The following is a 25778-nucleotide window of genomic DNA, read 5'->3' as shown; positions in this document are numbered from 1 at the left end:
GGGCGGGGCGCCACCTACTTCCAGTGGGAAGAGGAACGCTTGGTCATCTGCTCACGGTACTGCTGAGTGGTGGTGGGCAGGAGCTCACCGGTGGCCCAGTCCAGGATGACGCCGTAGTGGCGGACCAGGTCGAGCTGGTCCAGCTCGCCCGTGTTGTAGCGCTCTGCCACGGATTCCGGGTCCTCCGCCAGCTTGTCCAGGCGGGAGGAGCGAAGTTCCTCACGTAGCTTCGTGGTTTCCTCCTCATCGAGCTCGTACTCATCGATCTCGGGGTCGATGGCGTGGATGACAACGCCGTAGTCTTTGGCAGCACGGTTCACGGAGACGTAGCCATCAATGACGTCCTCCAATACAGCCTTCGGGTCGCGCTCCAGGGCATCGCCGAATCCGCCACCACCGGCAGAGGGGCGTTCGAAGGTATCGCCCGGGCCGACTGGCACGTTGGAGAAGAGCGCGCCGAGGTACTTCTCATCCGGGGTGCCGCGGTTGAGCCACACGCCCTGCGGGATAGACGGCAGACCACCCTCGATACCCCAGGTGACTGAACGGGAACGGTCACAGCAGTAGCTCATTACTGTCTGGTTCGCGTCCGTGAGCACGCCACCCTTGGATACGCCGACGCCGCCGCGGAACTTGCCGGGGCCCGCCGAGTCGGTGACCAGCGCGTGGTGGCTGGTGATCACAGGGGAGAGGCGCTCCTGCCCCTCCACCGGCTGGACCGCCAGGCCCGGGCCGAAGACCGGCGCGGTAGCAGAAGAACCATCGCGGTCGACGCGACCGCCCCAGCCGCCGGCCATCCAGTCGTACCACATGAAGAACTCGCCCTTGTCCTCCGGCTTCTTCGTATCACGCGTATCCCAACCACCGATGAGCAGGTACTCCAGGTTGAACGCACAGGCCATGGCGCGCTCCTGCATGAGCTGGGACCACAGCTCGAAGACGGCGTTCATGATCTTCTCGAAGGGGCCGGAACAGAAGCCGGTCACCGCGTGCGGCATTCCGGCGTTGACCACGGTTCCCTCTGGGCCGAGGTCGATGTCCATGGCGCGGTAAAGACCGGAGTTCAGCGGAACGTCGGGGAAGAAGGTCTTCGTACCGGCGACGATTCCAGAGAACGCGGAGCCATAGCCGGCGTTGAGGAAGCTGGCGACCGCCGGTGCGGAACCATCTAGTGAGTAAGAGAGGCGCCCGCCCTTGATGCGCATCGTCACCTTGATGGGAACCAGGCCTTCTTCCTTAGCGGGGTCGAGGTCGATGTAGTCGGTGGTGGACCACTCGCCGTCCTCCAAGTCGGCGACGCGGGCGCTGACGATGTCTTCCACGTAGTCCTGGACCTCACGCAGCGCGGTCCGCACGATGTCGACCGAGTACTTGTCCACGAGACGGTGGATCTCACGCTCACAGACCGCGGTGGCTTCGGCCTGGGCCTTGAGGTCACCCATGACGATCTCTGGGCTGCGGGTGTTGCCCGCTAGGAGCTTGGCCACGTCCTTGAGGAACACGCCCTTGGACCACACGCGCACCGGAGTGATGCGCAGGCCCTCGGTGTAGTAGTTAGTGGCGGACACATCGAAGGAGCCCGGGACGGAGCCGCCGGCATCAGCCCAGTGGCCCTTGTTCTGCGCGAAGGCCAGAAGCGTGCCCTCGTAGAAGATGGGGCGTAGGAAGGACACGTCATTCATGTGCGTGCCGCCCTGGTAGGGGTCGTTGATGGCGAAGACATCGCCTTCGTGGATGTCATCGCCGAATTCCTCGAGCACGGCCTGGCACTGGAAGTGCAGCGTGCCGACGTGGACGGCGATGTCCTGGTCACCCTGCATGACGGTGTTGCCTTCGGCGTCGCAGAGCGCGGAGGAGAAGTCGCGCGAATAAATAACGAAGGAATAGCAGGTGCGAAGAATCTGCTCGGACATGAGGTTGACCGAGGTGGCAAAGGCGTTCTTGAGCACCTCGAAGGTAACCGGGTCGAGCGTACGGCGGCTGGAAGAAGACGGCGACGGCTTCTGTGGCTGTGTCTGAGTAGTAGTCATGTCGATTCCTTTCAAAGGAGAGTCTTAGGCGAGCGTCTTAGGCGTTGGTCGCCTTGCCGATGTGGATGCGGATGTTGGACCACTCATCAATTTCTGCGCGGTCACCAGGCGGAATGACGGTGGTGGCGTCGAATTGATCGATGATGGCGGGGCCGTTGAGCTTTGCGCCGGCCTTCAGATCCGGGCGGTGGTAAATCGGGACATCGGCCCAGCCGCCGTGCGCGGAGAAGTACACAGGGCGGGTGGTCTCCGGGAGCTCTGCCTCGTGCTCTTCGACGTCATAGTGCTTGAAGGGCGGGTTCTCCAGCTCACCGATAGCGATGAGACCAATCTGGTAGAACTCCACAGCGCCTTCGCGGTCGGCGAAGGAGTACTCGCGCTCATGCTCATCGTGGAACATGGCGACGGCATCATCGAGCGGGTTATCGGACTCGGGGATTTCCACCGTCAGGGAGCGCCACTGGCCGCGGTAGCGCATGGACGCAGTCAGCTTGAACTTCATGCGCTCCTCAGGCACGTGCTCCTTGTGGAGGCGCTCGCGGGCCTCGGAGATGAGCGCTTGGAATTCCTTGCGCAGGTCCGCGGTGTCTACCTCGTCCACGGGTGCTTGGTACATCTTGGTGATGTCGTGGCGGATATCCACGAGCAGGCAGCCCTGTGCGGAGGTAACGCCCGGGTGCGGCGGGACCACGACGGTGGGGATGGAGAGGTCGCGGGCCACCTCGGCACCGTGCAGCGCGCCGGCGCCGCCGCCGACGACGAGGACGAAGTCACGCGGGTCATAACCACGGCGGATGGACAGTAGACGAACGGCGTCAGCCATGTTGGCGTTGGCCACCTGGACGATGTTTTCCGCGGCGGTCTCGGTATCGAGGCCCAGAGGATCGGCGACGGTCTTGTTGACGGCCTCACGCGCGGCATCCGGGTTCAACTTCAGCGCGCCGCCGATGAGCTCAGTGCCGAGGCGGCCGAGGGTGACATTGGCATCGGTATTCGTGGCTTCGGTGCCGCCGCGCTCGTAACAGACCGGCCCCGGATCCGCACCGGCCGACTGCGGACCATTGCGCAGGGATCCTGCCTCATCGATCCAGGCCTCCGAACCGCCACCGGCACCGATGGTGCCCACCTCAATGGACGGGAAGCAGATGGGGAAGCCGTACTCGACCTGCCACTGCTTGGTAATGCGAATATCACCTTCGTAGACCAAGGCGATGTCGGTGGAGGTACCACCCATCTCCAGGCCGATGGCGTTGGAGTAGCCGCAGCGCGTAGCGATGTCCTGCACCGCGATGGCGCCGGCGGCGATACCGGAGGCGGCCAGGCGGACCGGGTAGCGGGAGACCATCTCCGGGGTCATGGAACCGCCGCCGGAGTGGAGGAGCAGCAGGTCACCGTCGTAGCCGCCTTCCTCCAGCTGGCGGGATAGGCGGTTGACGTAGCCGGAGACGAGCGGGGCTAGGACCGCATTGGCGACGGTCGTGGAAAAGCGGTCGTGCTCGAAGATCTCCGGGAGGATTTCGGAGGAGGTGGAGATAGCGGCGTCGGGAAGCTCCTCGCGCAGGATCTCGGCCATGCGTTCCTCGTGGGAGGCGTTGGCATGGGAGTTGATGAAGCAAATCGCCACAGTCTCAATCTTCTTGCGGCGCAGGATGCCGGCGATGCGGCGTGCCTCTGCCTCATCGAGCGGGGTGACCTCTGCGCCGTCGAAGTCGATGCGCTCTTCGACCTCGTAGCGGTCGCGGCGGCGGATATAGGGCTCCGGAACGTCGTGGTAGGCATCCCAGAGCTCATCCTTGGTGCCGTCACGGATCTCCAACACATCGCGGAAGCCCTTCGTGGTGATGAGCGCTGCCGGCGGGAAGCGGCGCTGGATCAACGCATTCGTGGCCACTGTGGTGCCGTGGGAGAACACCTCGACCTGGTTGAGCTGGACGTCGGCCGACTTGAGGCCGTTCATCACCGCCTTCATCGGGTCATCCGGGGTGGAGGGAACCTTGGCTACCGACAACTCGTGGGTCTCGGTGTTAACAATCGCGACGTCGGTGAACGTTCCGCCGACGTCAACGGATACGCGAAAAGGCTTGGTCTCCGTCATGGTGTGGACCTCTCTTTCAAAAGATGGTGAATTCGGTTGAGAGGAATCTTGATATGGCACGAGGAGGGGAGCAATGGAGAAACAGTGAATCAAGATGGAAAACGGTGGAGGAAACTCCAAAAAGCCAGGTTGCAGGGCGCTAGAATTACCTGATTAAAAGTAAGATAGGACACTATTTTTTGGAGGATTAAGTGGCGTCACAAGAAAGTCCGGTGTTGCGGATCGCCGATCTCGTCGTGATGGAGCCGCGGCTGCGGCGCCTGAGCAAGCCGCTTGAGGATGAGAATTTTGTGGGGCTGTGCGCCGAGGGCGATGGGGACGTGGCGGGCTGGCTAGTCCTTCCCCAGCCGGAGGGAAGCCCACGCACCATCCAGCGCCGGCTGGTCGACGCCGCCGGGGTCATCTTCCTCGACTCCGAGTTCGATGAGCAGGAAGTCCTGGACTCGGTAGAGGGAACCGGCGCCCTCCTGTACGGCACCGATGGGATCACGCGCCAAGATATCCGGCGCGCGGTGGATGAGCTTTTGCGGCGCCAACCCAACCTGGCGTCCTGGCGCAAGCTCAGCACCATCGGGCAATTAAGCCCCGGGTTGGTTAACCCGGCGCCGGAGTCCGAGATCCTCGCGCGATTTGCCAGGTTTAGTGGAGATTCCTTGCTGTTGTTGACCGTTGATGGTCGGGTTATTGCCGCCGCCGGCGAACTGCCCGCGCGTAGTATCGCTCGTTCCCTGTCGGTGGTGGTCAACCACAGCACCACGAGCATGCACGTGGGGCGTTGGAAGGTCTTTGCCCGGTGGCTTGACATTGCTGGTGAGAGCCCCTCCTTCGACCATGGCTACTGGCTGATCCGGGGGCGGCAGACCAGTCAGGATGCAGACTTCGATGACCCCGCTTTCGCAGCGCTGGAGGAACTGCTCACCGCTTCCCTCATGGCGCAGAGAAACATCCTGCGCAACCACGTTGCCGAATCGAGCGCGTTGATGGTGGCGTTGTGCGATGAGAATTCGAATAGGGAAGAAGTGGCCACCACGTTGCGCAGGCGGGGCTTTTCGGAACACGCGAAAATGCGCCTCATCGTTTCCGATTCCATCAAGGATTCCTATCGCAGTGATGTGCGCGACAAAGCTTTCGCCGTGGCCCAAGATGCGGGCGTGCCACTGGTGCTGGGATATGTGGCTGGCCGTACCTGCGTGCTGACGACGCAATCGGGTACGGAGACCAAGATTGCGGATGTGCTCTTCGGCTCAGTGGGGCTTTCCGACGGCTTCGATACCGTCGAGGAAGGCCCGCAGGCGTGGCTGCAGGCATTGCTTGCCGCTGTGGTGGTGGAGCGGAAACATTCCTTGCACCTGCAAAGCATGGAGTTTTCTCAGTGCAGTGCCATTGAGAAGGCAGCGGCCTACCTGGGGCAGCGCGGCCTCGAAGATGCAGTGGGGCAGCTCGACCGCGCCATCGGCTCCATTAAAGATGGGGAAGAAATCTTCCACGCTTATGAGGCCGAAGGGTTTTCTGTCGCCCGCGCGGCCAAGGTCGTGGGTGTACATGCCAATACGGTCCGGCACCGGTTGGAGGCACTGGCGGAACGTATTCGCTTCTCCGATGCAGACCTGGTCCTGTGGGCGCTGTGGAAAGCGCTGCGCCCCCGTATGCAGCGCTAGGCGGCTGGATGCGGGGGCACGGAGAAGGTGTGAGGGCAGAGAGGGGGAGTGGAGAGAACTACACCTTCTTCTTGCTGCGTGGGATGGGCTTGCCGGTAATGAGCGCGTGGAGCTTGCCATCGCCAATCTGCATGTCCTCTGGGAGATCCGCGGAATCAACCTCCGTCATGATTTCCTTGATGAAGTCAGACTCCGGGATGGAGGAGTTGCGAGCAATGGCCACGAGTTCACGCATCTCCTCATCGGAGAGGTGGTTGTCATTTTCAAAGCGCTTCTTGAGGAGCTCGCGTGCGCGGCGGCGCAGGTCCGCTTCGGACTGCAGCTCCCCGCGGTTCTTCAGCCAGGCGAAGCCGATGATGAACATGATGGCGATGCCCATGTAGCCCAGAATCGGGTAAACCCAGCCGATGAGGTTGGAGAAGCCGATGAAGGAGAGCACGAAGCCGATGAGCACGGAGATGACATAGACCTTGTAGAAGTGCTGCGGCTTGCCGCGGGTGAGGCGCTTGGCAAAGGCATAGAACATGCCGATGGAGGTGTTATAAATCATGCCGTAAATAGCAACGGACATGGCGACACCAAGCCACGGGTGAATCTGCTCAATCATGGCCAGCGTTGGCATCTCAGCCTCGGTGATCGGGCCCACGGAGACGTAGAGGCCACCGACGAGGACCGCCAGCAGGAACAGGAAGCACAGGCCGCCGAGGATGCCGCCGTAGCCCACTTCCTTAGCATCGAGGAAGTTACCGCCAATAACGATCATCATGGAGACCACGACGATGACGTTAAGACCCAGGTTATTGATAGAGGAGACCCACCAGTTCGGCAGCGTCGTCGGCAGCTGCTGTGCCTGCTCGTTGAGGTGCGACCAATCGGGGTTGGACGTGAGCACGGTATAGACCGTGCCGATGGTGAGCAGGACGATGATGAACGGGGTGATAGCGCCGATGGCGATGGTTACCTTGTCCACGTCAAGCAGGCCAGTTAGCAGGGTGAGCACGAGCATGAGGACCGCGCCGATCCATACTGGCCAGCCCCACTGCTGGTTAAGGTTGGCGCCGGCACCGGCGAACATGGCGAAGCCGATGCAGAAGAGACAGGTCAGCGTGGCGAAGTCGAGGACCTTCGACACGATGGGGGTGGACACCGCGTTGAAGACGGAGGTGTGCTCCTTGGCACGGTGATAAGAACCTAGTTGGAGAATAGTGATACCGGAGATGGTCATGGCCAGTGCAGCAACGATGGCACCGACGATGCCCATGTTGCCGAAGGCAACGAAGTATTGAAGGGCCTCGCGGCCGGAAGCGAAGGAGGCACCCGCGAGTACGCCGATGAAGGCCATCGCGATGCCGAATGAGCGTTTAAGCATGGTGAACCTAACTTTAGGTGGACAGAAATAGCTACTTATGCAAACGGGGCAGGCTGCCTTTGAAGGTGCCTGCCCCGTGCGTGATGGAGCGGAAGCTTCTAGTTCGCTGCCGCCTTGATGAACTCGGCGACGACTGCGAGCTCTTCCTCGCCGCGGTCAATGACACCGGCGGAGGTGAACAGCCCGTGGTGGTAGCCCAGAAGGTGCTTGTGCGTGACGTCGACGCCCGCCTTCGCCAGCTTGCCGGCGTACTCGATGCCCTCGTCCGCGAGCGGATCGTTATCCACCGTGATCACGAGTGACGGGGGCAGGCCCTCCGGTAGCTCTTCTAGCAACAGCGGGGAGAGATCCGTTGCCGTGCGCTGTGCCTCCTCCGTGACGAAGGTATCGATGAACCAGCGCATGGTGTCAGATGCCAGCGGGAAGCCCTCCTCCAAGCGCTTGTAGGAGGCACCGTTCTCGGTTCGCTCGCGGGAGCAATCCGTGATGGGGTAGAGCAGGATCTGGGAGCTGAGCTTGGCGACGTCTTCTTCGCCCACGAACTCGTTCGCCAGGGTAGCGGCGAGCTGGCCGCCGGCCGAGTCACCCGCTACCGCGATGGAGGTCACGGTCAGGCCGTGCTCGGCCTCAGGGTTGGACAACCAGCGGTAGGCAGCGCGGCAATCGTCGATAGCCGCCGGGTAGGTGTGCTCCGGGGCAAGGCGATAGTCCACCGCAACGACCGGGAGACCGGTCAGCACCGCGATACGGCGTACCGAGGAGTGGTGGGTCTCCAGGTTGCCCATGAGCCAGCCGCCGCCGTGCATGTAGAGCACCGCTGGGGTCTCCTGGCCGCGCTCCGCCTCCGGGCGGGGGTCGTAGAGGCGAACTTGGAACTGGTCAACCTGGAAATCCGTGGTCGCGGGTTCCTTCTCCTCGTGGAGCGGGTTGGCGTGGGCCGAGGCTACGTAGTTCTCACGCACCTGCGGGATGGGGAAGTTATGGAAGGACTTCGCCCCACCATCGCGGAAAGGTTTCAGCGCCTTCCACGCATCCTCAGCGACGGGACGCCCGGAAAAATCGTCGTGCAGAGTGTGCATTGTGAACTACCTCCTAGACCAGCTCGTAGTCGTTGAGCTCGAGCTTGTCGGTCAGCTCGTAGTACTCAGCGACGTTGCCGGACCAGTTGTTGATGACGCGGCCTTCTTCGTTCTTGTACCAGGAGGAGCAGTCAGCGGAGAACGCAGATGCCTCGAGCTCCTTCTGGATCTTGGTGTTGAACTCGTCGATGACGTTCTTCTTCACGTCGAGGGCTGCCTCCGGGTTCTCGCGCAGGTAAGCAACGGCCTGGGAGATGTAGCGGTCCTGTGCCTCGAGCATGGCCACCACGGAGTGGTGGTTGAGGTTGGTGTTCGGGCCATAGAGCATGAAGAAGTTCGGGAAGCCGTCCACGGTCATGCCCAGGTAAGCCTCCGGGGAGTTACCCCAGCGTTCGCGCAGGTCGACGCCATCGCGGCCAGCAATCGGCAAATCACCCTGGAACTCCTGGGAGTGGAAGCCGGTGGCGTAGATGACCACGTCAAAGTCGTGCTCTGCTCCGTCATCGGTGCGGATGCCGGTCTCGGTGAACTTCTCGATGCCAGCGGTGATGAGCTCTACGTTGTCACGGTTAAAGGTGGGGTAGAAGTCATCGGAGCGCAGAATACGCTTGCAGCCGAAGGCGAAGGTCGGGGTGAGCTTCTCCACCAGCTCCGGGTCGTTGACCTGGGAGCGCAGGTGCTCCATGGCCTGCTCGACACCCTCGGCAGCGGAATCGGTGCCCTTACGGGTGCGGTCGAAGCCCTCCTCGCGGACCTCGTGGATCTCCTGGCGGATAGCGCGGTAGGAATCCGGGTTCTCCTGGAACTCCTTAAGTTCCTCATCGGTGAAGATGACCTGGTTGCGCGGCAGGATGTAGTTAGCGGAGCGCTGGAACACGGAGAGCTTTTCCGCCACCTTTGCTACCTCCGGAACCAGCTGAACTGCAGAAGCAGCGTTGCCGATGACGGCGACCTTCTTGCCGGCCAGGTCAACGTCGTGGTTCCACTCGGCGGAGTGGAACTGCACGCCCTGGAATGCCTCGCGGTTCGGGAAGTTCGGAACCTTCGGCTTGGAGAGCTGGCCCCACGCACCGACGAAGACGCGGCCGTAGTAGGTCTCACCGTTGGCCTCGATCTCCCAGGCCTTGAGGTCTTCCTTCCACTCGGCGTTGGTGATGCGGTGGTTGAACTTGATGTGGTCGTAGAGGTTGAATTCCTCAGCAAGAGCCTTGAGGTAGCCCTGCATTTCGTCCTGACCGGCGAACATGCGGGAGACGCCAAGGTTGAGGAAGTAGGAGTAGCAGTAGATCAGAGCCTGGGTATCGCAGGCAGCACCCGGGTAGGTGTTGTCGCGCCACACGCCGCCGACCTCATCGGCAGCCTCGAGGATGAGGAAGTCTTTCTGCTCGTCGCGGACCAGCTGGGCGCCCATGCCCAGTCCGCCGTAGCCGGTGCCGAGGATGATGCAATCGTAGATCTTCATAGTGGTGTGTCTCCTTTTAGACGGTGGTGGTGTGGATTAGTTTGCGCGGATGGCTTCGGCCAGGACCTGGAGGCCGTCGCGCAGGGTGGACTCATTGATGACCAGCGGGGGCAGGAGGCGGATGACGTTGCCGTCGAGGCCGCAGGTGAGGATGAGCACGCCCTGCTCGCGGCAGGTCTTGGCTACCTTGGCGGTGAGGTCAGCGTTCGGCTGGTTGTTGTCGTCTACCAGCTCGATGGCGATCATGGCGCCGCGGCCGCGGACCTCGGCGACGGTGGTGAGCTCGAGCAGCGGCTCCAGCTCCTCGCGGGTGATGGCCTCGATCTCGCGGGCGCGGGAAGCCAGATCCAGCTCCTCCATCTCCTCGAAAGCTGCCAGGGAAGCAGCACAGGCCACCGGGTTACCGGCGTAGGTGCCACCCAGGGAGCCCGGGTCCGGGGCATCCATGATCTCGGCGCGGCCGGTCACAGCGGACAGCGGCATGCCGCCGCCCACGCCCTTGGCGGTGGTGATGAGGTCCGGGATGATGCCCTCATCGTCGCAGGCGAACCAGGATCCGGTGCGGCAGATACCGGCCTGAATTTCATCGGCGATGAAGACAACGCCGTTGTCGGTGCACCATTCCTGCAGTGCCGGGAGGAAGCCCTTGGCAGGCTCGACGAAGCCACCCTCGCCCTGCACCGGCTCGATGATGACGGCAGCCAGTTCTTCGGTGCCGACGTACTGCTCGATATAGCGCAGGGTGCGCGCTGCAGCCTGCTTGCCGTCGAGGCCGTCGCGCAGTGGGTAGGACATCGGCGCGCGGTAGATATCAGCGGCCAGGGTGCCAAAGCCTTGCTTGTAGGGCTTGTTCTTGGCGGTCATGGTCATGGTGAGGTTGGTGCGGCCGTGGAAGGCGCCGTCGAAGACCACAACGCGGTTCTTGCCGGTGTAGCGGCGAGCGATCTTGATGGCGTTCTCCACTGCCTCAGCACCGGTGGAGAAGAGACAGGTCTTCTTCTCGTGGGTGCCCGGGGTCAGCTCGTTGAGCTTCTTGGCCACCTGGATAAAGCCCTCGTAGGGAGCGTTGAGGAAGCAGGTGTGGGTCAGGTGGCTGGCGGCTTCGGCGACGGCCTTGGCAACGCGCTGGTTGGAGGCGCCAACGGAGGTCACGGCGATGCCGGATGCGAAGTCGACGATGGTGTTGCCGTCGACGTCGACAAGCACGCCACCATCACCGTCGGTGATGTAGGAGGGGTAGCCCGGGATGACGCCAGCAGCGACGTCTGCTTCACGGGCGGCATTCAGCTCCTGGCTGCGAGGACCAGGGATTGCGGTGGAGACATTCCGCTCCTGGGGGAGGCGGTGCTTGAGATCCTGCATGCTGTCTGCTCCTTAATACTCGGAATTTTTTATGACGTGGGTCATTCTTATGGCTAAACTTCAGAAGGGCCATAGACAATCTGGTGAAAGAATGGTGAGAATTTGTCCACAATGGATACGGGGGTAGCGGTCGGGCTGGAAGAGGGGAGCGTTTCCCTGAGATGGTTGGCTAATCAGCCTGATTTGGGGATAGAAATTCTGCACGATTGTGGGCGCCCTTTTTCCGTAATGCACCCGTGTGAACTGCGCGATCCCCGTGAGTTTGTGGGGTCTGGGGTGGTTATCCTGCTTACCGGCATGGCCTTTGAAGGGAAGTCGGAAGAGCTGGCGGAGTACATCCACAGGGTGGCCGAAGGCGGGGTAACGGGGGTGGGTTTCGGCGTTGGGATTGCCTTTGCCGAGGTTCCGCCCGCCATGGTGGAGGCCGCCCGGGAATGCGATATTTCGCTCTTCACGGTGGCGCGGCGTGTTCCCTTCGTTTCGGTGCTCGCGCGTCTCCACGACGAGCTTCAGCGTCAGCGTGAGGAAGGCCTGGAACTCTTCATTGCGCAGCAGGGTGCGCTTAACGACGCCGCCATCGCCGGTCTCGATGCCCTCGTGGATAAGGCCGGACGCCTGTTGGGGGCGCACTGTTGCCTCGTGGATAAGGACGGACGGGTCTTCGCGCAGTCGAGTCACCCCGGCCTGCCCCCAGTGGAGTGGGGCCCGGTAATTACCGATACCCGCGCGCAGAACTTCTACGCCGCACGCCGCGTCGGCGGGTGGAACGTCTTGGCCCAGCGCTTGGCCGATCACGGTGCGCGCTCCTTCGGGCTGCTGGCGGTGGCGCGTGAGAGTTTCGGTGTGAACGAGCGCGCACTGCTCAAACAGGCTGCAGGTCTCGCGGAACTCACCGTGAAGCGCCCGCAGGAGCTGCGGCGCACCCAAAACGAACTCAACTCCATGGCCATGGCCATTCAGTTGGGCATGGACCAGCCGGAAGATCCCATGCGCCGCATCTTCCACATGGTGGGTGATGCGCAGGGTCGGGTACGTCCGGTCTTAGTGAAGTCAGAAGGCGAGCGCGCCCACCAGCGCTTCCTCCACGCCTTGGACGCTCGCCTGCAGGAGCACGGGCGCTTGCTTTTCGAGTACGCGCTGGATAACTCCTCCAGCCTCCTGCTCTTTAGGGGGAGTCGTTCGATGAAGAACTTGCAAGACTTGTTGCGTGATATTCGGGGAAGCAAGCGCATCGTCGTGGGGCAACCCATGCCATGGGGCGAGCTGGGAGTAGGAGTTGTCCGTGAATTGGAATCCTTCGCCTTTGGGCTGCAGCCAGGAATGTTGGCGGGACCAGAATCGCGGACGCTGAGCTGGACCAGGGATCCCAGGGTCAAGGGTGCGGTGCACAATCGCGCCGAAGAAACCTGGGGCAAGGTGCGCGCGTACGACGCGGAGCACGGCACCGAATTGGCGGAAACCCTGGAGGTCTACCTGCGCGCGGGTGGCCACGTGAGCCGCACCGCTGAGGAACTGCAATCGCATCGGCATACCGTTCGCAAGCGCATCGCGGACTTGGAGGCTCTCCTCGAAGTCGACCTCAAGGATCCTCTCGTGGCGGCGGAGCTGCTCATCCTCGGGGTCAGCGTTCCGAACTGAGTCCTCAACGGTCAGTTAAGAATCAATACTGAGTAAGAGGAGTTCTGCGCGGGTGACGGGGTTAGCCAGGTCCACGCCGCAGAGTTGCTCTACTCTATCCAGCCGAGCGCGCACGGTGTGCCGGTGAACCCCAAGCTCCGCGGCAGCAGTAGCCAGGTTGGCGTTGCCCACGAGGAAGGCGCGCAAAGTAGCGAGCAACTCCGTATTGTGCTGAACATCGTGTTCGGCTAGGCGGCTGACCGTCGCCGCGCGCCGGGCAGCGAGGGCCTCGGGTACTCCGGGTTCTGACAGCCAGGTAGGGGCAGCCGAATTGAAGGTCGCCACAGCGCCGAGCGGCAGACTGCGCGCGTGGCTCTGGAGAGAGGACAAGAGCGCCGGCGTCAACGCCTGCCATTGGATGCGCTGCAGGATGGATGCGCGGAGGTAGCGAGTGTGTTTCCCGCTTAAACCTGGGTGTGCGGTGCCCGGGGGAAGCGCGATAAGCGCCGAATCGTGTTCTGGGCGGATGAGGCTGAGAGGCTCGGCTTTTCCGATCTCGCTCAAAGCCCGCGCGAGGCGGGAGGGGGAAGCTGCCGTGAGAAACAGGACATCGATGAGATCATGGCTATCGACCATATGAAAAGCCGCCTGCAGGGCGGGGGAGTCAACGCCGGCCAGCTGGGCATCAAGCGCCAACGCTCCGAGGATCGTGTGCGCAGTCGTGTCGGGATGATCTAAGAGCAGGCTGGCCAGGCCCGCGAGGTGCCGGATGAGCGCGCGGGAGTAGGAGTCGAACTTCTCTGCACGCGTTACCGCGATGGCCCAGCGTCGTCCCGCCGATCCGAAGATGCTGGTGATGGTGGCGCCTGCGCTTGTCGACGTCCCCGTTCCCCGCCCCGTCTGCTCCGCGGCCTCAACCGCGGCGCCGGCCGCACTGATCCGACCGCGATCGCTGCGGCTGACCACCGCTCCGGAGAAACTGGCTACTGCTACCGCGGCGCCGAGTTCCTTGCCTGCCTGTGCGATGAGTGCGTCGATGCTCGTGGCTGCCGCCTGGTTGAGGCGTTCCTGCTGGCGGTGGAGTGCAAAGTGCGCGTTGTTGTCCAAGCGGGCCTGTTCCTGAGCCACGGCTGTGGTGATGGATACGAAGCGGGTGGCGCGTGGGACCTCAAAAAGGGTGAGATTGTGCTGGGAGCAGGCGCGGATAAGTTCTGTGGGGACCTCACTGAAGGCCAGCCCGGTACCGAAGCCGATGCCCTGCACGCCGGCCGTGGCCAGAGCCGCGCCATAGCGCTCAAACCCCTCCGGTTCTTCCTGAAAAGCAAGCCCCAGGGTGAGCATGAGCGCGCCGGGGGAGGTGAACTCGCTGGGGTCCGCGAGCTCGGAGGCGTGGATAGTGTTGAACGTAGCGCTACCGGTGACGATGTTTCGCAGGTTCAACGAGCGCTGGTTGAGCAGCCAGCGAAAGGTTATCTCACGCATGGTAGACAGGGTACACAGCTATGGATAGAAAATTTATACACCCTGTCCATAGTGGTTCCAGGGTGGTAGGGGCCACACTAAGTGGCATCCTATTCATCCGAACACAAAAGGAAGACCATGCAGGAACTTCAGTACCACATTGAGCAGTCCCGCCACCTGGGCCAGCAGGTCCCGGGCCCGAAGAGCGCCGCCTTGGATGAGCGTCGCAAGAACGCCCTCCCCGCGGGCATGGCGCCCTCGCTTCCGGGCTACGTGGTGGATGCCGATGGCGGCATTCTCGCCGACGCCGACGGCAACCGCTTCATCGACCTTGCCTCCGGCATCGCCGTGACCTCCGCTGGTGCCTCGAACCCGGCCGTCGTGGCCGCGGTGCAGGATGCTGTTGCACACTTCACCCACACCTCCTTCACCATTTCCCCGTACGAGTCCTACGTCGCCGTGGCGGAAAAGCTCAACGAGGTCACCCCGGGTGATCACCCGAAGAAGACCGCGCTGTTCAACTCCGGTGCAGAGGCCGTGGAGAACGCAGTGAAGATTGCCCGTAACTACACCGGCAAGCGCGGTGTCGTGGTCATGGACCGTGCCTTCCACGGCCGCACCAACTTGACCATGGCGATGACGGCCAAGCAGTCGCCCTACAAGAATGGCTTCGGCCCCTTCGCCCCGGAGATCTACCGCGCGCCGATGTCCTACCCACTGCGTGACGGCCTGAGCGGTGCTGAGGCAGCCCAGAAGACCATCACCATGATTGAGCAGGAAGTCGGCGCAGCCAACCTGGCCTGCGTTGTTGCTGAGCCGATTCAGGGCGAGGGCGGCTTCGTTGTCCCTGCCGAGGGCTACCTCGCAGCAATCCAGCAGTGGTGCAACGAGAACGATGTGGTCTTCATCGTCGACGAGATCCAGGCAGGCATGATGCGCACCGGTACGTGGTTCGCCTCCGACCATGAGGGAATCGTGCCGGACATGGTGACCATTGCGAAGGGCATTGCTTCCGGCATGCCGCTGTCTGCGGTAACTGGCCGTGCAGAAATTATGGATGCCCCGCAGCCAGGTGGCCTGGGCGGCACCTACACCGGCAACCCGGTGGCCTGTGCTGCTGCGCTGGCAACCTTCAAGGAATTCGAAGAGAAGGACTTCGGCGCGCGTGCTCAGAACCTAGAGAAGGTTGCCCGTGAGGAGCTGGAGCCCATCCTGGGCGATGAGCGCGTGGCCGAATTCCGCGGCCGCGGCGCGATGCTCGCCCTCGAATTCGTCACCGCTGAGGGTGAGCCGGACTCCGAGCTGGTGCACAAGATTGCCGACGCCGCCAAGGCCGAAGGCGTCCTGCTGCTGACCTGCGGCCTCGACCACAACGTCATCCGTTTCCTACCTTCCCTGGCTATTCCGGAAGATCTGTGGCGTGAAGCGCTGCAGGTCGTCGTGAAGCAGTTCAACGAATACAAGTAGTTCCTTGTTGCTCACCCGGATCTTTCCGGGTGAGCTCCTGTTTTATTAGTCCTTAGTTATCGGAGAAGTCTTTGTCCAACAACATTTCCGTGCCGCAGAGGGATGAGTCCACGGCGGAATTCAAACCCGCGCTGTCCTTCGTGCAGGGCATCGCCCTTATTTTCGGCACCAACATCGGTGCTGGAGTCCTTTCCATTCCTTATGCCGCTCGCAACGGAGGATTCCTCGCACTCGTTATCGCCTTGCTCGTGGCCGGTACGCTCACGACCATTTCCATGCTGTACGTGGCGGAGTCTGCCATGCGCACCAAGGCGCCGCTACAGGTTTCCGGATTGGCGGAACATTACCTGGGGCAATGGGGCCGGTGGTTGGTTTTCGTGGCCATCATCGTCAACGGCATCGGCGCGCTCATTGCTTATGCCGCTGGTTCGGGCGACCTGATCAACAATATTTTCGGGTTGTCGCCGCTCCTCGGCACGCTGATCTTCTTTGGGTTCGGTTCCTGGGTGATGTACCGCGGGCTGCACACCACGGGTAAGACTGAAGGAGCCATCACCGCAGGCATGGCCATCATCATCGCTGTCCTGTGCGGATGGACGATCCTAGGCCCGGGAATCAAGATTGAGAACCTTTTGGTTCTTCACCCCTTCTTCATCGTCCCGATTCTGAACCTGGCGGTGTTTTCTTTCTTGGCGCAGTACGTGGTTCCGGAGCTGGTGCAAGGCATGGACCCGGCTAAGCCGCAGCAGACCGCGCGGGCAATCGTTATGGGCATGGTCATCACGGGCTTTACCCTGGCGTTGGTTCCTTTTGCTGCCCTGGGTCTGCTCGGCATGGAGGTCACCGAAGTAGTAACCATCGCGTGGGGCGAGGCCCTTGGCCCGGTGGCCTACTACATGGCCAATATCTTTGCCCTGGCGGCTATGTTGACCTCGTTCCTGGCGATTGGTTTTACCACCATGCGCAACGTTTTGGACATCTTCCACTGGGAAGGCGTGAAGGGACAGCGCATCGTGGCGGTGGCGCTGACGGTTGTTCCGCCATTGGTGATTTCCATTGCTGGTCTCGGCGGCTTCGTTGCGGCGTTGTCCTATGCTGGTGGTTTCGCGGGCGCCATCATGTCCGTCATTCCGGTGATGCTGTTGCACGCCTCCCGAAAGAAGGGCGACCGCGACCCAGGCTGGAACGTGGGCGGACTCGCACACCCGGTAATCCAGGGCACGATCATTGTGGTCTACGTTCTGGCCTTCATTTACTCGATCATTTCGATTCTCGGTTTAGTGCCGGCGGGTTGGGCTTAGAGCGAGCGACGAGCGTTGAGCTAACGAACTGGAACCGAGACGGGGGCTAGAAATCCTAGTGGGCGGTGATGACGATACTGTACGAATCGTCATCACCGCCTTCGTCGTCCCTGTCGAACCATTGCTGCGGACTGTGTGCATTTGTGACGTAATTGCCTTGCAGGATGTGTGCCGCACACGAGCCTCACTAGTGGCCTAGTCGTTTGCTGTTGCAGGCACGGGAGTGGTCCGCGAAGGAGAGGTTTCCTTGCCCTGTGCCGTATGTTCAGTGGGCGAGTGGCCTGAACCGATGTTGCTGTAAATCTGGGGGTGAGACCGCTTGAGCAGCTCGCCCCGGACAAAACCAGCTACACCACACAAGAGGATGATGGTTGGAATAACAAAGACCAAGTACCATAATTCGGCATCTCCAATGAGATTCTCGAAATTGGCCAAGATTAGGACGAACATTGTTCCGAATCCGATAATGGCAATGGTCGGAGCAATCTTTGTGACGAAGACGGGGTACAGGCCAGTGTGCTTTCTGAAATAGAAGTAGACCGATACTGAAGTGATCAAGAGCAAGAAAACGAGTCCGAAACCGCCAGCATTGCTCATCCAAGAGAACACGATTGCTGATGGGAAACTGTCGTCATAGCCCGAAAGTATCTGTGCGACTAGGGCTGCGGACAGAGCGATAAAACCGAAGCACGATTGGAAAAGGGACGCCGTAACAGGGGCGCCATTTTCGCTGACAGCGCCGAGATTCTTCCAAATAACCCATTCTCGTCCTAGAGCCATGAGGTAACGGGATATCGAATTATGGAAGGCAGTAACTGCTGCGAAGAGGGACGTAACCAAGAGAAGCTGAATTAGTGGAACGATGGATTGGTATCCTTGGCTCGCAATAAAATTGAAGAATAGGTCTGATCCTGATTCTTGCGCTGCCCTGACTACCTGAGACTCTCCAGTGCTTTGGGCGATTGACCATGATGAAAATCCATAGAAGGCAGAGATAACCAAGATCGATATGAGGGTTGCCTTTGGAATTGTTTTCTCTGGATTGACCGCTTCTTCGGCATACATAGCGCTGCTCTCAATGCCCATGAACCCAGCAATGGTGAAAGCAAGTAGCGTGCCTGTTCCAGCACCAATCAGTGCTGTTGGGGAAAGCGTGTCAACTGAAAGGCCGTCCACAGGGTTGCGAATTGCGAGAACGCAGAAGAATGCTATAGCGCAAGACTCTAGAAGAAGAAGAACTCCGAGAATCCTCGATGTCGCATCGGCAGATTTAATGCCTAGAAATGCCACCAGAGCTAATGCAATGAAGGACCATACTGCCCAGTGAATAGAGATGCCGAAAAGTGAATCTATAAGGCTGGATGCTGTGTATCCAAGAAGACAGTATAGAGCGATTTGCATGGCAGTGTACGAGACGACGGCCAGCGACGATGCTGCTAAACCGTGACTTTTCCCAAGGCCAGCTGATACATAGGAGAAGAACGCAGCTGTATTGGGAATTTGCTTAGCCATAGCGCAGAAGCCAACCGAAAAGAAAGCAACGAGTGCTCCGCACAGCAGATAGCCCAGTGGAACTCCTGCCATCCCTGACGTAGCGTAAGCCGCTGTCACGCCGGCGGACACAACGGTTAAAGGCGCGGCGGCAGCGATTACAAGGAAGACGATGTTGTGTGTCTTAAGTGTACGGATTTGGTCGCTCATACGGCACCATCGTTAGTTGTTGCAACGAGAGCGTTTAAAGCCGGGCTGCTGTCGTTAAAGTGCGATGTATAGGCCTTCTGAAGATAGGCGATTTGTTCCTGAGTGAAGGTCTTTCGGATTTGGCCATCCACAATGTCGGCATACTCATCCTTAAAACCAGAGCTTTCACCAGTTAGGCTTTCCAGGACGGCTAGACCACAGAAGGGAACGTAGTATTGGCAGTATCCTCCTTCTTGAACCACGACAAGGTTTCCTTCAGAAAGAGTGTCTGCCGTGGCTGCGAGCGCCTTTGTCATGTTGTAGTACCCAGAGGTTGTCACCATCATGCGGCCCAGCGGGTCCATCAGCGCAGCGTCGTAGCCGGTGCTTAGGATGATCAATTCTGGTTTGAAATCCTCAAGTGCTGGAATGACAATCTCAGCTAGCGCAGTTTCGTACACGAGATCTCCGCTTCCCGGAGGCAGAGGAATATTTAGGTTGAAATTCTCGCCCTTTCCGGCGCCTTTTTCTTCGACGAAGCCACTGTCGACTGGGAAGTTTCTATCTTGGTGAATAGACACTGTAAGAACGCGGTTGTCTTCCCACCAGATGTCTTGGGTTCCATTGCCGTGGTGAACGTCCCAATCTACGATTGCAACTCGTTCAAGTCCGCGCTCTTCAAGCGCATACGAGGCTGCTGCTGAAGCGTTGTTGAAAAGGCAGAAACCTAAACCGCGATTCCTCTCGGCATGGTGACCTGGAGGATTGATGAGTGCATATCCGCGGTCGACTTCACCATCAAGTACAGCCCGTGTCATTTCAATTGCGCCGCCAGCTGACAGCATCGCAATGTCGGCGCCTCCTTGGCCGAACGGCGAGCCCCCGTCACCGCAGTCACCACCTTTAGGTAGCTGAGATTGCTCAAGCATGGAATCGATGTGCTGGCTGGAGTGAATGCGCTCGAGTTGTTCTCGCAAAGCGGGCTTCGCAGAAAGGGTGGTGAGGTGATTGCGGAGTTGGGAGACTTGCACCAACTCATGCAGACGCCGCTTAGGCTCTGGCGAGGAGAAATGGCGGTTTACCGGTTGCAGACCGAGGGCTGGGTTGGCTGGTGTATTTCCTCCCGTGCCGGTGTCATGCCACCCGTAGAGCGTATCCCAGAGGTACCCCACAGAGGTTTTATTGTGCTTTTTAGCGCTCATTTGCGATCCTTTCTTTCAGGCTGGTGTTGAAGGAAACAGTACCTGAAAAAATGTGATTTAGGAGACGTTTCTGAGTGCTATTACAGTAATAGGTAGCCTTCTTTCTGAAGGTATATTTTGCATGTTTTGGAAAGTGAATGTTTTTTCGATCTGACCTGTGTCTAGAGGGTTTAATTACCGGTACGATAGACTTTGTCAATTGGTTGAAAATGGATGTGGCACCCCTTTTATTGGGTGTTTTGTCGCGGCGTGACAATATTTTGTTGAACGATATAATCGTGTGTTGCTTGAGGTGGCAGGGTCGACATGTTGTGATCGGGTATTGTTTTTACATGCAAATACTATGATGGTCGATGTTGTGGGAATGGCTTTATGTGATGTCCGTTTCGTCTGATTTGTGATATCAGAGGATGACGTTGGGATAAGGTGGAGTGGGTGGTTTTCCTTTGTATGTAAAAGCAGAAAAGTTTCCGCCCGATGTTTCCGTGGCTAGACATTGAAAAAGGCGTTGGATTACCGAAAGGTAGTCCAACGCCTTTTAGTCTCTATTTCAGGCTACTTTTCTACGTAGTAGAGCTGCTTATTGACAAACTCATCCATGCCAAGGGGGCCCAGCTCACGGCCGAAGCCAGAGCGCTTCACGCCGCCGAAAGGCATTTCCTCGCCTTCGCCAGCAGGGGTGTTGACATTTGCCATGCCGCACTCCAAGCGGCGAGAGATGGCAGCGGCGCGTTCGGTGTCTTGGGAGAAGACAGTGCCACCGAGGCCATACTGGGTGTTGTTGGCCAAGTCGAGGGCCTCTTCATCATTGCTGACCTTGTAAACAGTGGCGACCGGGCCGAAGAACTCCTCGTAGTAGATGTCGGAGCCTACCGGGATATCGGTGATGACAGCAGGAGAGACGTAGGCACCTACCTCAGACAGCTCACCTCCGGCGCGCAAGTTGGCGCCAGCCGCTACAGCGCGGTCTAGCTGGTCACGCAACTTTTCTGCTGCTTCGCGGGACGAAAGAGCAGAGTATGCTCCTTCTGGTTGGTTGTCCGGCGTGGACTGAACGGCTGCGTTCGCAAGACGCTCAAGCTCAGCGACGAACTCGTCGTAGATATCGTCCATAACGATCATGCGCTTGTTCGAGTTGCAAGCCTGTCCGGTGTTGTACATACGCGTGCCCCATGCCAGCTCCGCAGCTGCCTTGACGTTGTCAGTATCGAGCAGGACATACGGGTCAGAGCCGCCGAGCTCGAGAACTGCCTTCTTGAGGTGTTCGCCGGCTTGCGCGCCGATGATGGAACCTGCGCGCTCAGAACCGGTAAGAGATACACCTTGGATGCGAGAGTCCGCGATGATGGTGGAAATCTGGTCGTGGGAAGCAAAGACGTTGTTGTACACGCCCTCAGGAACGCCAGCGTCATCCATGATTTTCTGAACGGCAAGGGCTGAGCGCGGACAGATTTCCGCATCCTTGAGAATGATGGTGTTGCCCAGCATCAGGTTGGGCGCCACGAAGCGGGCGATCTGATAGTAGGGGAAATTCCACGGCATGATGCCGAGCAACGGGCCGATAGGCAAGCGGCGAATGACTGCCGTGCCGTTGGAAGCAGTCGGGATCTCCTGGTCCTTGGTGAAGTCTGCGCCGTTATCGGCGTAGTACTTGATAATGGCAGACGAGAACTCAGCTTCCTCGATGCCCTCGGAGTGGAACTTGCCCATCTCCTCGCCGGCAATCTGGGCTAGTTCTTCCTTGCGCTCCTCGAAGAGCTCGCTGACGCGGGTCATGATTTCTGCGCGCTCAGAGATGGGGCGTGCAGACCAGTCTTTATAAGCCGCGGCGGACTTTGCCAGTGCTGCTTCGACTTCAGCGTCTGTAGCGGTATCGAAGGTTTCGACTACCTCATTGGTCACGGGGTTCTGTACGCGATAGGTGTTGGACATTGATTACTCCTTTTCTCGTGTGTAGTTAGACCAGCGGTTGCTGGTCGTCGTCGCGCGAGGAAATTCGCGTGAGGGTTTCGCCCTTGAAGAATCCTGGATGGGCAAAGCGAGTGAACAGCATGATGAATACGCCGAGCCCTAAGACAGCGACGCTCAATATGAAGACCATGCCGATACCACCGATTTCAGACCCGGATCCGTAGGACGGATCCATGGAATCGAATGCAGTGATGAAGAACATCATGAGCAAGAATCCGCCGCCCACAGTGGGAAAGAGGAACTTGAACACGATGTTATGCATCGAGCTAAACAATTCAGTTCGGAAGTACCAGATGCAGGCCACGGCCGTGATTCCATAGTAGAAACAGACCATGAGGCCCATCGTAGCGATGGTGTCCCATAGCGCGTTTTCCGAAATAAGCCGGGTTACCGCGTAGAACACGGCTGCCGCTGCAGCGGACGCAATGGTGGCCGTCGACGGTGTACGGAAGCGTGGGCTAATTTTGGCGAACACCGGCGGCAATGCGCGGTAGTAGCCCATAGCCAGCAAGGTGCGGGCGGGGCCCACCATCGTGGACTGCAGGGAGGCGAAGGAAGAGGACAGGACCGCGATATAGATTAGAATCGAGGCCTTGCCCAAGACAGGCTCTGAAAGCACCGCGAAAATTGATTCCTGGTTCTCTGGATTACCAGCGCCCAGGCCCGTGTCACCTGTGCCGGCCCAAGAGATAACTGCCAGCGCGGTGAGGATGTACAGCGCGATGATGATGAGTACCGTAATCGTAGCTGCACGACCGGGAGTCTTCTCGGGGCTCTTCGTTTCCTCGTTCATCGTGAGGGTTACGTCCCATCCCCAGAACATGAAGATAGACAGTGAAATGCCCGCCGCGATGAGGGAAAAGCTTCCTATGCCAACCGGGTTGAACCACTCGAGCGAAATCGGTGTGAAGTCGAATCCGCCGTTGTTATAGGTGTTGTGGATTGCAACGACGTCGAAAAGCACAATGGCAGCAATCTGAATCGCAACGAGTACATACTGCAGCTTTTGCGTTGAGTCGAGTCCGCGGTAAGAGATGTAGCCCGCGATAGCGATAAAGACGAAGGTAGTGGGGATATTGACCCACAGGTTCCGAGTCAGATCACTAATAGCCGGGTTGTTGAAGAGCTGGCCAAGAAGCAGGTAGAAGAAATCTACGGCCACTGCCGCCAGGTTTGATAGCACCAGAATCGTGGCGGTGATAAGTCCCCATCCTCCCATCCAGCCGGCCCACGGGCCGAAGGCTTTCGTAGCCCACGTGAAGGAAGTACCGGAATCAGGGACTGCGTTGTTGAGCTCGCGGTAGGCAAACGCTACAAGCAGCATGGGGATAAAGCCCAGCAACAGTACTGCCGGGACGTATTGACCCACTGCTGAAATCGTTGGGCCAATACCGGAGGTCAGCGTATAGGTAGGGGCGATGCAACTGATGCCAATAACTACTGCACCAAGCAATCCGACGCGGCCCGTAGCTAGCCCTTTGTCTGATGCTGTCTCTTTAACAGAGTGGGTGGTTGGCGTCGAAGGGGTCGTGGTGGTCATGAGCTGTCACCACCTTTCGATAGAAGATTGTTCTCTTCGCCGGCCTGCATATAGCCGGCGGGCACAACAATCATGGGGACTGGGATCAAGCGGAGCATTCGAGACGCAGTCGAGCCTAAGAAGAGACGCCCAGGAACGGCCATGCGGGAGGAACCGACAACGGCGATTTCCCCGTCTTGCCAGCTCAGCTTTTCCAAGGCTGTGCTGACGTCTTTGCCAGACGCCACCTCGGTGGTGGCGTGCCCGGCGTCAAGCATGTGCTGAGCGGAGTCAGCCAGTTTACGGTTGGCATAAGCATTGAGCGCGCTGGGCACGTCGGTTCCGAGCCCATGCATGTCAGACTCACCGCTTAGGACGAGCGAGACGAGGCGCAAGGGAATCTCACGGCGACGTGCACGATCAAGGCCGATCGCAATGACGTCGGAGGTGCCACGGCGAGGGCCAAAAAAGGTCGTGACTCGAGTGATAGGGCCTTGGTAGGAGTATCCGCGCGGCGCGAGCGCGACAGGAACGGGGGCAGAGTGCAAGAGCGCATTGACCGCGGAACCCATCTGGAAACGTCCGAAGAGGCCACCCTTCCGGGCACCAACGACGAGCAAGTCGGCACCAAGGGTCTCTGCAGTTTCGCAGAGCGCGGCAGCTTCGGAATCCCCCGTCACGATGCGTGCGGTTGCAGTGATTGCTTCAGGAACCTCTGCGAGAGCCTCCTCCAGCCATCCAGCGATTTGTTCCTCCACAATGGAGTCATAGCCACGGTCGTGCGGATAAACGCCCGAGAAGGAGCTATGAGCGGGGGCTACCATAACGAGTTCGAGGCGCACGTTGCGCTCTTTTGCGAGAGCAATTCCTAAACGCAACGCGTCTTTGCCGAAATCGGTAGCGACGTAACCCACGAGGATACAACCACTAGTGTTGCGGCGAGGGAAACTTGCGGGAGCCATGTTTAAGCCTTCGCCGCTTGCTCTGCGATAGCCAGTGCGGCGATCTCGCCCTGGCGTACTGCGCCGTCGACGTGCTGGTAACCTTCCGCAGCGATGTCGGAGCATGCGTAGTAAATAGGACCAGTCGGCTGATTCTGAAGGTGTCCCCAACGCGAGAGTCCACCAAGGTCGTAGGAGGTAGCGTAGGCGCCACGGGTCCATTCCTCGGCTGCCATATCGGACAGGTAGAAAGCGATGGGCTCCTTGGTCTTGGGCCCAAGGTAATCTGCCATGGCGTCGAGAATGCGTTCTTTGCGCTCTTCAGCCGGCAGGTGCCACATCTCCTCTGCATAAACGTCGGAGACAAAGCCCACGAGGGTGCCGTAGGTGTCTTCTTTGTCTGCGGTCGATTCGGCAAAATTCTTGCCGTAATTGGTGTTGTCGTAAACCTCCTGAACGAGGCGGCCGCCACCGAAGCCGGTGCCGGAGAGTCCTTCTTCGCGCCAGAACGGGGTGTCGTAGATGGCATGGACCTTGATAACCAGTCCCATGGAGATGTGCTGGTGCGCAATCTGCTGGTCGCGCGGCATCGGCGGGACGAAGGAGATGCGGTTGTACAGGTTTGGCGGAACAGCCAGTACAGCGAAACGGGCCTTTACAGTGACCTTCTCCGAAATGGCGGTAACGTTTCCGGCCTCGCCATTTCCCGCGACACCGTTGCGAACATCTGCCTTGATGTTGTTGAGTTCGTCCGCGGTAGATGCATCCGGCTCCGCCCAGTGAAGCTCGCGCACAGGTGTGCCGAGGTGGACATCGTCGCCCAAGCCCTTGGCAAGCGTTAAGGAGACGGACTGCATACCGCCGACGACGCGCTTATCTAGAATAAAGTCCTCATCCACAAGGTTGCTGAAGGAGCCTGCGGAACAAGCCATGAGCACTGCTTGAAGAGTGGAGAACGTGTAGGAAGGCTTGGTCAGCATGCCGGACGCCACATAAATCGAAACGTTGTCGATGGCCTCGGTATCGTCGGAAAGCTCCTCAAGCCAAGAGCGGAAAGAGATGGAGTCGAGCTCTTTCGCGCGAGGGTGTGACCAGGGGTTTGCTGGGTCCATCTCTGCCGCAAGCTCATCCATGATCTTGATGAGACGATCCATTTCAGCAATGGTCTTCTCATCAGCGGGGAATACGGTGCCCTCGTACTCGTGGCGGGTGCCATCCGGGGAAACATAGATTGATTTACCTTCGCGGTACCGGGAGAAGGTCTCAAGTCCAAGTTCGTCGACGAGCTCGATGAGGCGGGTCTGGTCAGGGGAGATCCATTGGCCGCCTAACTCGACGAAGTGCTCGACACCCTGCGCATCCTTAACCTTCCCGTTCCAGGTTCGGCCGCCGACGCGCTCGCGAGCCTCGAGGACGGCTACGCTCAAGCCCTTTTTCTTGAGGGTGTGGGCAGCCATGAGTCCGGCGGGGCCAGCGCCAATGACAACGACATCGCGCTCGATAACGGCCTTGTCGGAATTAACGGGGGAAGTCATGAAGGTGTCTCCGTTCCTATGGGACGATA

The 25778-nt window shown here is 59.6% G+C and carries 17 protein-coding genes; 4 read left to right on the top strand and 13 right to left on the bottom strand.

Features of this window, described 5'->3' with window-relative positions; all coding sequences use genetic code 11:
- Positions 1-14: 14 nt before the first annotated feature.
- Together HMPREF3147_RS06740 and HMPREF3147_RS06735 are read right to left on the bottom strand one after the other, a co-directional pair.
- Positions 15-2030: a hydantoinase B/oxoprolinase family protein gene (locus HMPREF3147_RS06740; RefSeq protein ID WP_070446248.1), complete on the bottom strand. Its 2016-nt coding sequence runs from the start codon at positions 2028-2030 to the stop codon at positions 15-17.
- Between the two features lie 37 nt (positions 2031-2067).
- Positions 2068-4125, bottom strand: a complete 2058-nt coding sequence (locus HMPREF3147_RS06735) for a hydantoinase/oxoprolinase family protein (RefSeq protein WP_010189244.1) — start codon at positions 4123-4125, stop codon at positions 2068-2070.
- A 191-nt stretch (positions 4126-4316) separates the two neighbouring features.
- Between HMPREF3147_RS06735 and HMPREF3147_RS06730 the strand changes: the two genes are divergently transcribed.
- On the top strand, positions 4317-5783 hold the full coding sequence (locus HMPREF3147_RS06730; RefSeq protein WP_070446246.1) for a helix-turn-helix domain-containing protein: 1467 nt from the start codon (positions 4317-4319) through the stop codon (positions 5781-5783).
- Between the two features lie 58 nt (positions 5784-5841).
- Here HMPREF3147_RS06730 and HMPREF3147_RS06725 read toward each other — a convergent pair whose 3' ends face one another.
- From HMPREF3147_RS06725 to gabT (HMPREF3147_RS06710), 4 genes are all read right to left on the bottom strand, one after another.
- Entirely contained in the window at positions 5842-7152 is a 1311-nt protein-coding gene (locus HMPREF3147_RS06725; protein ID WP_070446244.1) for a YkvI family membrane protein, read from the bottom strand.
- A gap of 98 nt (positions 7153-7250) precedes the next feature.
- Positions 7251-8231 (bottom strand): alpha/beta hydrolase, encoded by a 981-nt coding sequence (locus tag HMPREF3147_RS06720; RefSeq protein ID WP_010189241.1) that lies wholly within the window; start codon positions 8229-8231, stop codon positions 7251-7253.
- A gap of 13 nt (positions 8232-8244) precedes the next feature.
- Positions 8245-9693, bottom strand: coding sequence for a flavin-containing monooxygenase (locus HMPREF3147_RS06715; protein ID WP_070446241.1), 1449 nt, complete (start codon positions 9691-9693; stop codon positions 8245-8247).
- Between the two features lie 36 nt (positions 9694-9729).
- On the bottom strand, positions 9730-11055 hold the full coding sequence (gene gabT, locus HMPREF3147_RS06710) for a 4-aminobutyrate--2-oxoglutarate transaminase (protein WP_070446239.1): 1326 nt from the start codon (positions 11053-11055) through the stop codon (positions 9730-9732).
- Between the two features lie 111 nt (positions 11056-11166).
- Between gabT (HMPREF3147_RS06710) and HMPREF3147_RS06705 the strand changes: the two genes are divergently transcribed.
- Positions 11167-12693 carry a PucR family transcriptional regulator ligand-binding domain-containing protein gene (locus tag HMPREF3147_RS06705; protein ID WP_371325737.1) on the top strand — a complete coding sequence of 509 codons (1527 nt, stop codon included), beginning with the start codon at positions 11167-11169 and terminating at the stop codon, positions 12691-12693.
- Between the two features lie 15 nt (positions 12694-12708).
- Here the strand turns inward: HMPREF3147_RS06705 and HMPREF3147_RS06700 are convergent, their stop codons facing one another.
- Complete coding sequence (locus HMPREF3147_RS06700) at positions 12709-14154, bottom strand: PucR family transcriptional regulator (RefSeq protein ID WP_070446235.1); 1446 nt, start codon at positions 14152-14154, stop codon at positions 12709-12711.
- Between the two features lie 117 nt (positions 14155-14271).
- Here HMPREF3147_RS06700 and gabT (HMPREF3147_RS06695) point away from each other — a divergent pair, with 117 nt between their 5' ends.
- Positions 14272-15600, top strand: coding sequence for a 4-aminobutyrate--2-oxoglutarate transaminase (gene gabT / locus HMPREF3147_RS06695; RefSeq protein WP_070446233.1), 1329 nt, complete (start codon positions 14272-14274; stop codon positions 15598-15600).
- A 71-nt stretch (positions 15601-15671) separates the two neighbouring features.
- The gene (locus HMPREF3147_RS06690) at positions 15672-16901 is read left to right on the top strand and encodes an aromatic amino acid transport family protein (protein WP_070446231.1); all 1230 of its coding nucleotides are present in this window, start codon (positions 15672-15674) and stop codon (positions 16899-16901) included.
- A gap of 195 nt (positions 16902-17096) precedes the next feature.
- On the opposite strand, the gene HMPREF3147_RS06685 is transcribed toward HMPREF3147_RS06690, so the two are convergent.
- The 6 genes from HMPREF3147_RS06685 to HMPREF3147_RS06660 form a co-directional block, all read right to left on the bottom strand.
- Positions 17097-18602 (bottom strand): APC family permease, encoded by a 1506-nt coding sequence (locus HMPREF3147_RS06685; protein WP_070446229.1) that lies wholly within the window; start codon positions 18600-18602, stop codon positions 17097-17099.
- Complete coding sequence (locus HMPREF3147_RS06680) at positions 18599-19783, bottom strand: class II histone deacetylase (RefSeq protein ID WP_070446227.1); 1185 nt, start codon at positions 19781-19783, stop codon at positions 18599-18601. The genes HMPREF3147_RS06685 and HMPREF3147_RS06680 overlap by 4 nt, the downstream gene beginning before the upstream one ends.
- 555 nt (positions 19784-20338) lie before the next feature.
- Positions 20339-21715 carry an NAD-dependent succinate-semialdehyde dehydrogenase gene (locus tag HMPREF3147_RS06675; protein ID WP_070446225.1) on the bottom strand — a complete coding sequence of 459 codons (1377 nt, stop codon included), beginning with the start codon at positions 21713-21715 and terminating at the stop codon, positions 20339-20341.
- A gap of 25 nt (positions 21716-21740) precedes the next feature.
- Positions 21741-23294 carry an APC family permease gene (locus tag HMPREF3147_RS06670; protein ID WP_070446223.1) on the bottom strand — a complete coding sequence of 518 codons (1554 nt, stop codon included), beginning with the start codon at positions 23292-23294 and terminating at the stop codon, positions 21741-21743.
- Complete coding sequence (locus HMPREF3147_RS06665; RefSeq protein ID WP_070446221.1) at positions 23291-24235, bottom strand: universal stress protein; 945 nt, start codon at positions 24233-24235, stop codon at positions 23291-23293. The genes HMPREF3147_RS06670 and HMPREF3147_RS06665 overlap by 4 nt, the downstream gene beginning before the upstream one ends.
- A gap of 2 nt (positions 24236-24237) precedes the next feature.
- Positions 24238-25749, bottom strand: a complete 1512-nt coding sequence (locus tag HMPREF3147_RS06660; protein ID WP_070446219.1) for a flavin monoamine oxidase family protein — start codon at positions 25747-25749, stop codon at positions 24238-24240.
- Positions 25750-25778: the final 29 nt, after the last annotated feature.

It is taken from the genome of Corynebacterium sp. HMSC05D03 (assembly GCF_001807205.1).
In the GTDB taxonomy this organism is placed as follows: domain Bacteria; phylum Actinomycetota; class Actinomycetes; order Mycobacteriales; family Mycobacteriaceae; genus Corynebacterium; species Corynebacterium aurimucosum.
Note: the sequence above shows the minus strand (reverse complement) of the source record. Positions and strands in the feature narration are given on the sequence as shown.